Origin of the sequence: Aliivibrio sp. SR45-2 (assembly GCF_963890165.1) — a bacterium.
In the GTDB taxonomy this organism is placed as follows: domain Bacteria; phylum Pseudomonadota; class Gammaproteobacteria; order Enterobacterales; family Vibrionaceae; genus Aliivibrio; species Aliivibrio salmonicida.
The window spans coordinates 78759-92331 of sequence record NZ_CAWPRC010000194.1 but is presented as its reverse complement, the minus strand read 5'-3'; the positions used below and the strand labels follow the sequence as shown (position 1 = coordinate 92331).

Annotated in this window: 7 protein-coding genes and 1 pseudogene; 1 reads left to right on the top strand and 7 read right to left on the bottom strand. The window is 38.5% G+C overall.

All coding sequences use genetic code 11. The annotated features are described in order from the left end of the window. Window positions 1–5: 5 nt before the first annotated feature. The 4 genes from AACV33_RS18760 to AACV33_RS18745 form a co-directional block, all read right to left on the bottom strand. Window positions 6–1331 (bottom strand): SidA/IucD/PvdA family monooxygenase, encoded by a 1326-nt coding sequence (locus tag AACV33_RS18760; RefSeq protein ID WP_182699519.1) that lies wholly within the window; start codon window positions 1329–1331, stop codon window positions 6–8. A gap of 16 nt (window positions 1332–1347) precedes the next feature. Continuing rightward, complete coding sequence (locus AACV33_RS18755; protein ID WP_182699518.1) at window positions 1348–2895, bottom strand: pyridoxal phosphate-dependent decarboxylase family protein; 1548 nt, start codon at window positions 2893–2895, stop codon at window positions 1348–1350. 581 nt (window positions 2896–3476) lie between these two features. Next, window positions 3477–4067 carry a chromosome partitioning protein ParA gene (locus tag AACV33_RS18750; RefSeq protein WP_182699517.1) on the bottom strand — a complete coding sequence of 197 codons (591 nt, stop codon included), beginning with the start codon at window positions 4065–4067 and terminating at the stop codon, window positions 3477–3479. A gap of 350 nt (window positions 4068–4417) precedes the next feature. Continuing rightward, window positions 4418–4888 carry a DUF3087 family protein gene (locus AACV33_RS18745; protein ID WP_255458480.1) on the bottom strand — a complete coding sequence of 157 codons (471 nt, stop codon included), beginning with the start codon at window positions 4886–4888 and terminating at the stop codon, window positions 4418–4420. Between the two features lie 365 nt (window positions 4889–5253). On the opposite strand from AACV33_RS18745, the gene AACV33_RS18740 reads away from it, so the two are divergent. Continuing rightward, window positions 5254–7275, top strand: coding sequence for an FUSC family protein (locus AACV33_RS18740; RefSeq protein ID WP_182699516.1), 2022 nt, complete (start codon window positions 5254–5256; stop codon window positions 7273–7275). Window positions 7276–7430: 155 nt separating this feature from the next. Here the strand turns inward: AACV33_RS18740 and AACV33_RS18735 are convergent. The 3 genes and pseudogenes from AACV33_RS18735 to AACV33_RS18725 form a co-directional block, all read right to left on the bottom strand. Next, window positions 7431–9527, bottom strand: a pseudogene (locus AACV33_RS18735) (type I secretion system permease/ATPase); the annotation flags it as partial. A gap of 47 nt (window positions 9528–9574) precedes the next feature. After that, window positions 9575–10936: an HlyD family type I secretion periplasmic adaptor subunit gene (locus tag AACV33_RS18730; protein ID WP_023602842.1), complete on the bottom strand. Its 1362-nt coding sequence runs from the start codon at window positions 10934–10936 to the stop codon at window positions 9575–9577. Further along, window positions 10933–13038: a peptidase domain-containing ABC transporter gene (locus tag AACV33_RS18725; protein ID WP_065609813.1), complete on the bottom strand. Its 2106-nt coding sequence runs from the start codon at window positions 13036–13038 to the stop codon at window positions 10933–10935. The genes AACV33_RS18730 and AACV33_RS18725 overlap by 4 nt, the downstream gene beginning before the upstream one ends. Between the last annotated feature and the right edge of the window lie 535 nt (window positions 13039–13573).

Sequence of the window (13573 nt, the reverse complement as noted above, 5' to 3'; positions counted from 1 at the left end):
CTTTATTAGAGTGAGTGTTCAGTGGTTGCGTTATATAAATGACTTTCGCAATTTGGAGGAGAGAATTGCTGAAAGGCGATGGATTTTTCTACTTTGTAGTGGGTTCTGCCAAGTACCTGATTCAAAATGGTCGCGTTTCTATAGCACACCATTCCAAGATCTGGGGAAGTCAGCCCATGAGTATGTAAGCCAACGTTTTGTACGAAGATTTTGTTGTTTCTATCAACGCTGTAGTTTCGCTGAACATCAAGTTCTCCATGTGAATCAAAGCGTAAATGCGCGCAAATGCCATCTAGAAATTGAGGTAATTGATATTCATAACCCGTTGCCATCACAATGTGTTGAGTCTGTAGTTCGAAATTATGTTGAGTTTCAGTGTGCAGACAATGAAGCGTTACCTGTGATTGTTCGCTTGATAAAGAGTGAACAGAAACGTTCGTCATCATTTCAACAGTAAAGTCATGTGATAACTGTTTAATGTATAAAAGATCATAAATATCATTAATCAAATCGGCGTTAATGCCTTTATATAGGTGCTTTTGTTTCTGGATTAATACTCGGCGTTGCTCTGGTTCAAGTTGATGGAAATAGTCGATGTATTCTGGTGACGTCATTTCCAATGTGAGTTTTGTATACTCCAATGGGAAGAATCGAGGAGAACGCGTTAGCCAACGAAGACGGTACTTTTCTACGTCGATGTCGGTTAATAAATCATAGAAAATCTCAGCCGCACTTTGACCACTACCAACAACAGTGATGCAGGTAGACGCTTTTAATTCTGCTTTATTCATTAGGTAGTGAGCAGAGTGGGTCACTTTCGGTTCCTGTTGACTACAAAAATCAGGCAGGTAAGGCTGTGTTCCAGTGCCGAGAACCAAATGATGGCAGTAATAAGTTTCTTCACGATCCAGTAACGTGTTTTGTGTTTTTACGCAATATATCGCCTCATTTTCATCATAATCAATATGGATGACGCAGCTGTTAAACTTTAGGTTTGATAGGCGGTTACAAGCCCATTGGCAATAATGGTTGTATTCTTCTCTGGCTAAAAAGAAGTTTTCTCTTATATAAAAAGGGTACAGACGATCATTTAATTTTGCGTAGTTAAGAAAACTGTATTCATTGGTTGGATCAGCCATTGTGACAAGGTCAGACATAAAAGGTGTCTGTAATCTTGTGCCCTCTAACATCATCCCTGGGTGCCAATCGAAGTGGCTACGAGCATCAAGAAAAATGCTTTTACAGTCAGGAACAGAGGAAGAAAGGGCGGCAAGGCTAAGATTAAATGGACCAATACCGACACCTAAAATATCGTATATATTTTTATTCACTGGATATCCTTTTTTATTAGGCGCTTTGTTTTACATTGGTAAGCAGTTGCTCGGTGATTGAATGACCACACGTATTAATGGCTTCAAATACGGCAACGATGCTGTCCACGGGGGTTTGAGGGTTTAACATCGTTATTTTGAGATATTGACGACCGTTAACCACGGTTGCTGCGATTAACGCTCTTCTTGATTTAGAAAGCGCCTCTCTAATTGCCCTGTTGCAGGTGTCCTGTTCTGTCGGGGTAAGGCGTTGGTCGACGAATCTAAATACCAATGTGGTCAGTTGTGGCTCTTGAACAAACTTAATATCGGTTAGGTGCTGACTGCGTTGATAGACTTCTTGAGTATTAAGGATTAAGTCATCAAATAACTTACCGATGGCTTCTGGCCCGCAAGCTCGTAAAGTAAGCCAAATCTTTAAAGCGTCGAATCGTCGTGATGTTTGAAGACTTTTGTTGGCAAGGTCAGGAATACCATTATCGGCTTGGTGTTTTGGGTTTAGGTAATCGGCATGATAGGTAAGATGAGAAAGAGATTGACCATTACTCACCATAAGGGCTGAGCAGCATAAAGGTTGGAAAAATGATTTATGAAAATCGATGCTAACAGAATCGGCTTGTTCAATACTTTTCAATAAGTGAGGAAATTTATTTGAAATCAGTAATACGCCACCGTATGCCGCGTCTACATGCAACCAACATTGATACTGCTGACAAAGAGAAGCTATCTCTTCGATAGGATCGATAGAGCCAAAATCGGTGGTGCCAGCGGTAGCAACCACGGCCATTGGAATTAATCCTTGCTCTACCAGTGATGCCAATGTTGATGAAAGCGCAGTCGGATCCATTTGTCGCTGAGCGTTAGCAGGAACACTAATTACCGCCTCTTGACCTAAGCCTAAAACGAATGCCGCTTTTTGAATACTATAATGGCTGTATTCAGAACAAAGAATACGGAATTTACTGGTATTGGTAGGTAATGATGCTTTCTTGGTGTTATCAAGTTTAGTGTTGCATTGCTCTCTGGCCAGTAACAGTGCCATTAGATTAGATTGTGTGCCTCCAGTGGTAAATACACCATCGGCAGACTTTAGATAACCTATACGGTATGCAAGCCAATCTATTACTTTCTGTTCAATGAATGTACCACCGGCACTTTGATCCCAGGTTTCAACCGCGGTATTAATCGCACAGCTAATTTGCTCAGCTAATAATGAGGTTAATAATACAGGGCAATTTAAATGCGCTAAGTAATCTTTATGATGGAAATAGACGGCATGTTTAAGGTAAAGCTCATCCAATTCATCTACAACATCATTAATATCAATTAAAGGAGAATCTAAATCTATATTTTTGAAGGCGTTCTTTAATTCTTCTGGTGAGATCCCAGAATTAGGGTGTGATGTTTCTTTTACTGTTTTAATAAGCGTGTTGAGTCCTAACTCTGTGATTTCTTTATAATGTTCTAAAGAGCTTGAATCAAAAAAATTCACATTACTTAAGAGACTACTTTGGTTAAAGAGAGTATCGTTATTGGCGTTTTTTTCAAAATATTTAGTATCCATATTTTTCTCTGTGCATTTATCAATGTTGAATGAAATCCCATGTAATTAACTGAGATGTATCATTTATCTTTATTTCTGAGAGTGTTTGGAATCTATCATGATAAAACTTAAATGAAAATGATTATCATTTCCATGGTTGTTTTGTGGTTTTTGTTAATTTTAACTTCTACCTAGTTAGAGTAAGGCTTGAGCGGGAATTGATGAGTGAAATTTAATTTGAAAATATTTTTTTGTATTAAAAAAATGAGGTGAATTTAAGAGTTAATACCTTTTTAAATTTACGATAATAATTACTAACCCTCTGTTAAAAGAGGGTGAATTACTTTTATTTTCAAATTAAACGGAAACAAATGGACTATTAATTTTATTTTTTAGTGACGATCAATATACTGTCCTTTATGTCAATAAGTTTAATATAAAAACATGTGATTATGATCTAGGTATAACGTAATTTTTAAAATAACAATGAATGTAATTAAATAAGAAGAAAAGTGAATAAATAGGAAAGTTAATTATTGTTGCATGAGTTGGCATTTACATTTAATGGAAGTAAGGCGCCTATCATGATCGATACGGTTAGTTTATTCACAGTATTGTGCCTCTGCCGAAAGGAGTGTACTTACTGAACCATTTTGCAAATGGTTATAAGCAAGGTAAGCCATGGTACGGGCTTTGGTATTGTAGGTGAGCGCTCTGATGGTTCTTCCTGTGTTGGTTGCGTCACGAACGGGAATACTAACAAAATCCTTACAAGCTATAACTTTGACGTATTTAGCCCCCATTGTCATTGCTTTATTGATGTTGGCGTCTGTTTTTTCGGTAAAGTCATAATAGAGGTTTTCTTGAGTATAACGGGCATTTTGTTTTAATGCGTTGCGGACAGGCTCTTCCACTTCTAATGCCTCTATAAACGCTTCTATATCATCTCTGATGCCATCATTATTAACATCAACCCCTGTCAATGAATCACTGCGATCTAACAAAGGCTCAAATTGTTCATAAAGCACACTAAATTGGTCATTAATGGTCTCTTGTGATTGCAGTAACCCAATGAGTTCTGGCGTTTTTTCTATTACAGACTGAACGTCATCATCCGTATTGTTATTCGCATTGATATCATCGTCATCACAACCTACAAGTAATAACGGAAGAATGAATAGGTACTTTTTCATGACTAGCTCTTATTTTATAAAAAAGGCATGCTCACATGGTATTTTTTGTTAATCAATGGCTTGTGATGCAAAATTTTAATTGTGAGATAACGATGACAAATTACGTGTAGAGTTGGTCACATTTATGGCAATTAAAATTTCACACACACGAATAGCATTGGATAGAGTTATCTAATTAAAAAGACTATTGTGGCTACAGGTCGTTTTAAATTAAGAAAGGGGCTTGAGCAATCATTCAATAATTTACAAATGATGTTACGGGAAAAGGGTGTAATGAACTGATGAGGCTATTGAATTGTAAAATAATAGCCTGCTTTTACTGTTATCGAGATAAAGACAGGCTTTTTTCTCTAAAATTTATCAATTAATGTGGTGGTAAAGTTGTCTGCATTAATCGTTAAGTTTATTGTTGAGGCTTGTTCATGCAGTTCGTTTAAGTTTTTTTGTACTGAAGTGATGGTCAGCGTATTGTTGTCTAAGTCGAACACTTGTTTTTGGGTGGTGTAATAAAACGCAAGAATGGTTAATGCATCAACATCGTTACGCTCTGCCGCTGCTTTAATTTTTGCGAATTTACGATAGATAAGATTGTGCAATTTTTTGATGTGCCAAACGTACATTATCTCGGTGAAGTACTGGTGTGTTTTCACCTTATTAATGAGTATGACACTTGTGATTACCGCGAGGACCACACCGATAAGATTAAGATGAAAGTTTCCCGTTGATGCTGAATCAATGTCTGGTGTCGCTCCAAATAAAGCAATAAGAAGTGCCCCAAACAATAAGGCTAACCCTGCAAGGCATCCTATAAATCCAACCATGACTAGGTTTTATTTCTTACGGTAACTCTCTTTATTTATAGTTAAGATTTTCATGGGATCAGACTGTATTTCCTATCATTTTAGAGAAAGGACAGTGTACTTTCTTTTTATTAAATGAACATGAACTCTCTATATAATGACTGTATTGGTCACACTTGTTTTATGATTGGGGTTCTCCTTTATGATGTGATGGCTTTCTAGTTACCCTTGATGACGGATATTGATAATGAATGAAAAGGCATTATACTTATTTTTCAATGAGATATTTTAATCGCCACTGTTACTAATGTTGCTTTAAATAAATACCTCTCATCGGTCTTTGTTCAAAGGGTAAGGAGTCTATTATTTCTTTTAAGAAACCCATCGTGCGACTGTGGTATTCACCGTCAATTAACCTTGGTTGTCGTATTACCACCATCATTATCTTCATATTTTTGATCGCTTTTTTATGTAATCAAATGAGTGTTGCGGTGACGCTTATTATGACATTTGCTGCGGCTTTTATTAGTGGATTAGATACCGCAGGCTCTAAGCGCTGGCAGCGTTTCTTTATTACCAGTGCGATGTGGTCTCTGGCTTTAGTGATCACGTATGGTTTACTTCAATTGCAGATCCCGTATTGGGTTGTCTTTTTTATCGCTGCAATTTTGTTTTCAATTCCTGCGATTAATGGGCCATTCTGGGCTCGGCTTGGGATGTCTTGCTTAGTTATTGCTGCCATGACGTTTTCGTTGTATCGCTCCGATGCGGCAGGGTATCACTATCCATTTTTGATTTTTGGTCCTCTTATTTTCTCACTCTGCAGTTGGTTATGGTTTGCGGTGTGGAAGAATTTTGCATTAAAAGTATGTGTCTCTGCTATCTATAATGATTTAGCTAATTACATTCAATTACGTGAAAATGTATTGTCTGGTAAGCAGTACGATGACGTCGAAATTCGAAATAATAAACACGCACTTGTTGGGCTACTGAGACAGGCTTTTCAATCTGAAGCGTTCATGTCAAAAAAGCATAATGAAGCCCTTATATTTACTGACCTGTATTTAGCTCAAGATTTGTTTGAAATTATATTGAGTAGCCACACAACTAACCCTGCTTTGTTAGAACAGTTTAAAACGGATCCTGAGAAATACGCCGCGTTAGTGAATTGGAGCCAAGAATGCCAAGCGTTATTGCAGACTAAATCGTTGCAAATATTATCAAACGCGAAAAGAGAAACGATGCCATCTTCTCTCTTAGAAAAAGCGGAACAGTTAGCGGGTTTAGTGAAACAAGAGGGCAGTTCACGAATTGAGCACTGGGCATATACTATCGTTCATATATCGCAGCGTATTGTGGATGATAAGCCCGTTTATGATCGTTCTTACCAAATCCAACCGTTTGAATTTACGTGGCGTTGGCCGACACTCACTCATCCTATTTGGCGTTATGTTTTTAGAGTAGGGGTGATTTTTAGTGTTGGTACGGGTATTGCAGAATATTATGATGTAACAAAACCTGAGTGGGTGGTGTTGACGATGATAATGGTGATGCAACCTAGTTTTCTTGCCACTAAAAGCCGTATTTGGCAGCGCTGTTTAGGGACGATCTTAGGGGGCGGATTGGCTATCTTAATTTTAAAATTAGGACTTCCTGTTTTTGTATTGGGTGGCATTGTTTTGTTTTTGCTTCCTTTTTCAATGTTGTACATTATGAAGAATTACTCACTGGCTATTGGTGGTATAACCATGTTGCTGATTATTACGTATCAACTTTTAGCTCACCAAGGGTTAGACATCGTTTTCCCTCGTTTGGAAGATACGGTGTTAGGTAGCTTAGTGGTATTGATAGGGTCTAGTATTCTTTGGCCACAATGGAGAGGAAAGGAAATCCGATTGCAGGCCATAAAAGGAATCGAAAGCGCCCAAGATTTTTTATTGTATGCGAATCACTTGTTGTTTAATGCCGATGAAAAATACGATGTTACGATGCTTGGTGCTAAACGAGCTGCCTTATTAACGGCAGAAAGTGATTTAGAGTTGGTGTTCTCTGAGATGCAAAAAGAACCTCAATATACGCATATCAATATTGAATATTATGAAGAGTTACTTGTGTTGTATCGTCAGCTCAGCCATTACCTTTGTCTCTTGGTTCCATTAGTTCGTCATGATGTTAAGTGTGAGGCTTTATCTCATTTACATCCTGTTATTGAACGAGCGACAGAAGAACTGCTAAGTGCCATTAAGACGGGTGAGTTTAGTGTTAATCCGATGATTAATCATGAGATGAAAATGGATACCGGATCTCTAAGTACGAAAGAACAATCTCTTTATGAGCTAGTGTGGTTATCTTTGATGATGATTGAAGGTATGAATGATATCGTGATCAGTAAAATCAATACGGATTAGTGTGTCGACTATTGCGATGATCTAGCACGGGATACATTGTGTAAATCGGTTTTATTAGAAATGAAGATAGTAGGCTTGTTGCAATCATTTGCAACAAGCCTAACCCAAGCGCTGTTGACGTTATTATTTGTGTTATCGGCTTTTTTGTTTTCTAATTAGGCGCCTATTTGTTGCTTCCATAGCTTGGCATAAAGCCCGTCTTTCTCTACCAGTTCATTGTGAGTTCCGCTTTCACATACTTGGCCTTTATCAAGGACAATAATGTTATCTGCATGACGAATGGTGTTGAGGCGGTGTGCAATACTAATTACGGTGCGATCTCGACAGATTTCTTCCATATTGCTCATGATGGCGGCTTCAGAGTGATAGTCGAGTGCAGAAGTAGCTTCATCAAGTAACAAAATTTTAGGGTTTACCAGTAAGGCTCTTGTTAATGCAATACGTTGACGTTGACCACCTGATAGAGAAGCGCCTTTCTCACCAACTGGCTGATTAAAACCGTGAGGAAGCTCTTTAATGAATTCTAGAGCGCCGGCAAGTTGTGCAGCGTAGCGAACCTCCTCATCAGAAGCTTGTGGTTTACTTAGCCGAATGTTGTCTGCCACGCTCCCAGAGAAGAGAATACTTTCTTGTAAAACCACGCTCATATTGCGGCGTAGAGAGATAGGGTCGGCTATAGCAAGGTCCATTCCATCGACTAATACTTGACCATGTTGAGGAACATACAAGCGTTGTAGTAGACGGGTGAGCGTACTTTTCCCTGAGCCGGATGGCCCTGTAATACCAATGAATTGACCTGGTTTAATCTTGAGTGATAGATTGGTTAATACTTCTGGAGTATCTTCATGGTAACGGAAGCGAATGTTGCTAAATTCTATGCCACCATCGAGTTCTGGGACGGAAGCCAATCCTTGTTTACTGTTTTCTTTTGGCTCGTCAAGGATATCACCCACTCGCCTTAGGGCGATGAGAGTATGTTGAAAATCTTGCCAAATTTGAGCTAGTCGAAGAACCGGCTGAGTTACATGACCAGCTAACATATTGAAAGCGACCAATTGCCCTGGTGTTAATTCTCCATTTAGTACTGCAGTGACTCCCCACCACAGCAGTAATGCCGCCGTGATTTTTTGGATAAGTGCGATGCCTTGCCCTGCGATTAATCCTGATTTTTGAGCCTCAAAACTACGGTTTAGTTGCTGGCTGAGTATACGTTGCCATTGATGTAAGAATCGATGTTCAGTTGCTGTGGTCTTAATTGTTTCAATGCCAGTCACCGCTTCGGTTAGAAAGGTTGTGGCGCTTGCATCTGATTCGTATTCTGATTCCACTTTCTTTCTTATCAAGGGCCCTGCGATAAGCCAAAGTAAGAAATAGATTACTAATGAGCCTATAACTAACCAAGTCAGAGTGCTGGCATAATGAAACATGACGGCGATAAAGACCGTCACAAAAATCAAATCGAGTAATAGCATTAACGTTGAACCAGTCAAGAACTGACGGATCTGTGCCATTTCACGAACTCGTGCAATTATTTGCCCTGTTTGTCGCTGTTTAAAGTAAGTGAGCGGTAGGCCGACTAAGTGACGATAAAGCCGCCCTGATAACTCGGCATTAACTTGACTAGCAAGATGGCCAAAAACGGTATTACGTAAGTAGCTGTATGCAGGCTCCGCGATGGCTAATGCGAGCATGGCGATTGCGAGTACATGCAAGCTGGATAGACTTCGGCCTACCAGTACTTTGTCGATGACATTCTCAAATAATATTGGACTTACTAATGCGAATATTTGAAGTGCAATGGCATAGAAGAACACATCACGCATCTGGCTCTTTTGTCGCCAGATAGATGGTGTAAACCAACTAAGGCCAAATTTGACTTCTTTGCTGCTTAGCCTTTCATCGGCTACTAGCATCACTTTATAAGTCGATAAGTGGTTATTCGAACTGAGTTCTTTAGGCTGTTCTGATTGAGTGGCTGGATCGTATAAAAAAGAAGAACCATCAGTTGTTTTGGTGAGTACTTTCCAACCACCGTCGATTTCAATGAGAACAGGCAAAGGAAGCGTGTTTAGGTCGTTTGCTTGTACCTTTGTTACCTGACTTTTTAAGCCAATGTATTCTGCTGCTTCCCTTATTTCCATATCACTTAAATTGGCATGATTCACACCTAATGCATGTTTAAGCTGTGTACCCGTCGATTTTTTGTGAAAATGGTTGCCAGCATAAACAACGGCTTCGATTCCGTAGTTATCTAGAGCGACAGAAGCGCCGTTTGTTGTTGATAAGGTTGTATCCATACTTATCTCTCTCTTAGCGATTCCGCTTGGTATTCACGTATCGGGCTAAGTAAATAGTCGATAATGCGGCGTTTGTCTGTTTTTATTTCGGCAACAACGGACATACCTGGTGTTAGTTCAACGTGCTGGCCATTAATTGCGATATTGTTATTTTTGAGTTTTACTTGGGCTGGGAAAACGAGCCCTAAGCGTTCATCTGTAGTTGAATCACGAGAAATACTTAACAGTTCGGCTTCGATAGTACCGTAGCGGGTATACGGAAACGCATCTACTTTGATCATCACTGACTGTCCAGGATAAACAAACCCTATGTCTTTATTAAGAATTTGTATTTCGGCTTGTTGTACGAGATTCTCTGGCACAATAATCATTAAGTTTTGCGCGGGTTGAAGTACTGCTCCTAATGTGTAAATACTGAGCTGTTGAACCGTACCATCAACAGGGGAACGGATGATCTCTAATTGTTCACGTTCACGAACCTTAGACAGTTCTTGATCTAATCCTACTAATTGCAACTTCGCTTGTTTTCGTTTTTCGAGCCATTCTCTTTGCTTTTGTGCTGTGAAATTGGTTCGTCTTTCTTCGAGGCTGTAATATTGTGATTTTAAAATTTTTAATTCAGCTCGTTGTTGAGAAACTTGACGTTCTGTTTCTAATAGTTCTTTTTCTTGTTCTAGATATTCGACGTGCCCAATGACTTTATTTTGACTTAGTGTTTTCCGTGCTGCGAGTCTCTTATTAATATTTTTTTTCAATTTAATTAAGGCGTTGATATCACTTTGGCGAGCATCCTGTGATGTTGTGTTTACCTGCATTTCAGCATTGATGCTGGAAAGATTTGACTCATATTCGCGCTTCTCACTGAAATGGTTTTCTTTGATCAACGTTTGTTGTTCCTGTGGTAATGCTGCAAACATGAGGTCTTGAGATAGGGGCTGGCCGTTGTTTAACGTTCGATATCGGATGAGCTCATTAGTTTGAAATTCTGATTGAGTGATCAAACGCATAATATCTTGATTAATGCCTAAGGTATCAAGCGTAAGAAGTGGTTCGTCTTTTTTAACACGTTGACCGTCTTTAACGTGGATGATAAAAACTCGGCTTTGTTCATAAGACTGAATAACTTGTGATCGGCCATGGACAACGAAACGACCTGTCGCTGTAGCTTGGACATCCAGTTTTCCCCAATAAGCCCAAAGTAATACAACAATGACGCCGACGCTGAGAGTGATGGCTGTTATACGAGCAAACGGTGATGGGGGACGATGTGATAAAGCGAGATGCGCAGGCAAAAATTCGTAATGGTTTTCTGTTGTTTTGTTTGTTTTAAACCTGTTCAATAATCGTGTAACTATGCTGTTCATGAGGTGTATTCCTCTTTTTTGAGTTCTTGTTGAAGCTGCCATAATTGTTTGTATTGTTTACCCAGCTTTAATAACTGTTGGTGGGAACCTTGCTCGACGATATTTCCTTGGTGAAGAACGATAATTCGATCGCAATCACGTACAGTGGACAATCGATGGGCGATAGTGATAACCGTACGGCCTTTAGAAATTTTCGCCATATTGGACTGAATCAATGCTTGTGACTCATCATCAAGTGCACTAGTGGCTTCGTCTAAAATAATAATTTTTGGGTCTAAAAGAAGCGTTCGTGCAATCGCAAGTCGCTGCTTTTGTCCGCCTGAAAGAGATTGACCACCTTCTGCCAATATCGTGTCGTAGCCTATTGGTAGTTTCATAATAAACTCGTGGGCTCCTGAGAGTTTTGCGGCTTCAATCACCTCTTCCAAACTAGCTTCAGGTTTTGATTGAGCAAGGTTCTCGCAAACACTTTTGTTAAATAAGTAGTTTTCTTGTAGCACGATGCCGATTTGTTGTCGTAGCTGTTGAATGCTGATTTGGTTCAGTGGGGTGTTATCTACGGTTATCACCCCTTTTTCTGGGCTGTATAGCCGCAACAGTAATCGGGCTAAGGTGCTTTTTCCGGATCCTGATGTTCCCACAACTCCCAGAGTTTCACCTGCTTGGATATCTAGCGATAAGTCATTGAGCGTAGGAGGATCATCCGGTTGGTAGCGAAATAAAATGTTTTTGAAAGAGATAGCCCCTTGGATTGTCACCATATCTTCACCTGTATGTTGCTCTACAGGCAGATTGAGCATATCTCCTAATTTTTCTAGTGCTACACGGGTTTGAATGAACTGACCCCACAGTTCAACCATGCGTGATAAAGGTTGAGCGATGTGGTTCGTCATCATATTAAATGCGATTAATTGGCCGATGGTCATCTCTAATGACAGCACTTCTGTGGAACCTAACCATAGAATACAGACACTCGTCACTTTCTGTATGAGCTGAACGACATGACTTGAACGGTTGTTGAGTTGTTGAACCGCGTATCCAGTAGAAACCATATTTTTTGTCTGGTCATCCCAGCGACGAATGAATGTGGGCTCTACGGCTAAGCTTTTAAGAGTTTCACTGCCAGCAACGGTCTCAGTTAGAAATGAGGTATTTGCAGCAGCGTGTGTAAATTGCTCTTCTATCGCTGCTTGCATTCGGGGAGTTATCCACCAAGCGAGTAATACATAAAGGGGGATAGTTGCGATAAATAGCAAAGTTAAGGGCGCCGAAAGTAAACTCATTACGTAGATAAATACAAATATAAACAAAAATTCAACCGTTAAAGTAAACATTGAGCCAGTTAAAAATTCTCGGACGGTATCTAATTCGCGAACCCGAGTGACAATGGCTCCCACTTGACGTGTTTTGAAAAACATTAGTGGAAGACCAAGTAAGTGTTTTACCAGCTTTAGTCCAAGCTGAATATCAATACGATTGGCGGTATGCGTATATTGATATTCACGTAAACCGCGTAGTATCACCTCTACAATGCTCGTTATAACAAGTCCAAAAACGAGGACATCAAGAGTTGACCAAGCCTGATGTACAAGCACTTTATCCATTACAACTTGAAAAAAAAGAGGAGAAATTAAGGCGAGAATCTGCAACACAAACGAAAATAATAAAATTTCCCATAGTACTTTCTTGTGTTGTAAAAACTCAGGAATAAACCAAGTTATATCAAAACGAGATTGAGATTGTTTTATTTCAATCCACTTTTTATTCCAGATTGAATCTAGCTGGTTGTAGGTGATGATTTCCGGAGCTTCTTTATTCGGTCTTTGTATTAAACATTTATCTTTATTTGCTTTTGCTAGAATGAATGGAGCCCCTTGAATATCAAATAAAATTGATGGTGTTTTTACTTTATCTATTCTTTTTAATTTTGATTGTTTTATGGATATTTTAACCTTATTTTCTTTTTGTATTATGCCTAGCTCATCTTTGAAGGTATTTGCTTTATATAAATTAGAGCTATCTTTCTTTTCTTTTCTATTTCCACTAATAATACTTAAACAAAGCTGTATGCATATCAGCGTTAAGCTTTCATTTTTTGTCATGGTTATATTTCTTAGCTAATATTTTACAGTATTTTTTAAAGTTCAGAATGCTATCACTGCTTGTTATAACGTTCAACTACGAATTAACATTAATTTTTATTGTAAATATATTAATACTGATTTTTGTTTGTTTGTTTTGATTGATGGTTTTTATGATAGTTAGCTGTAATTAATGCCAAGTAAGACTGATTAATACTAGATAAGTATAATTAAGTCTCTTTATGTCTAATTGCTGATATTTAATCATTATTAAGTCTAATTAATTCAGTAGTTTAATTGTTGTGTAATTGATGGGGTAATGGTTATTAATAAATTAAATGTTTACGTTATTTTTATATGAAACTAATGTTGATAGTTTTATTTTTAGAATGTAGACTCCTAAAAATAAGACAGTAAATGGAAATGTTATAAAAATAAAATAGAACAATAAATAAAACTGTAAATAGAACAGTGAATAAAAATAGCAAACAGAACATACGTGCAATAAAAAATATAATTAAAGTATTGGCTCTAATATTGAGCCCTTTGTTGTTGG

Excerpts from the sequence above, each read along its gene's own strand:
- AACV33_RS18755 (WP_182699518.1), bottom strand. The coding sequence starts at position 2,895 with ATGGATACTAAATATTTTGAAAAAAACGCCAATAACGATACTCTCTTT.
- AACV33_RS18750 (WP_182699517.1), bottom strand. The coding sequence starts at position 4,067 with ATGAAAAAGTACCTATTCATTCTTCCGTTATTACTTGTAGGTTGTGAT.
- AACV33_RS18745 (WP_255458480.1), bottom strand. The coding sequence starts at position 4,888 with ATGGTTGGATTTATAGGATGCCTTGCAGGGTTAGCCTTATTGTTTGGG.
- AACV33_RS18730 (WP_023602842.1), bottom strand. The coding sequence starts at position 10,936 with ATGAACAGCATAGTTACACGATTATTGAACAGGTTTAAAACAAACAAA.
- AACV33_RS18725 (WP_065609813.1), bottom strand. The coding sequence starts at position 13,038 with ATGACAAAAAATGAAAGCTTAACGCTGATATGCATACAGCTTTGTTTA.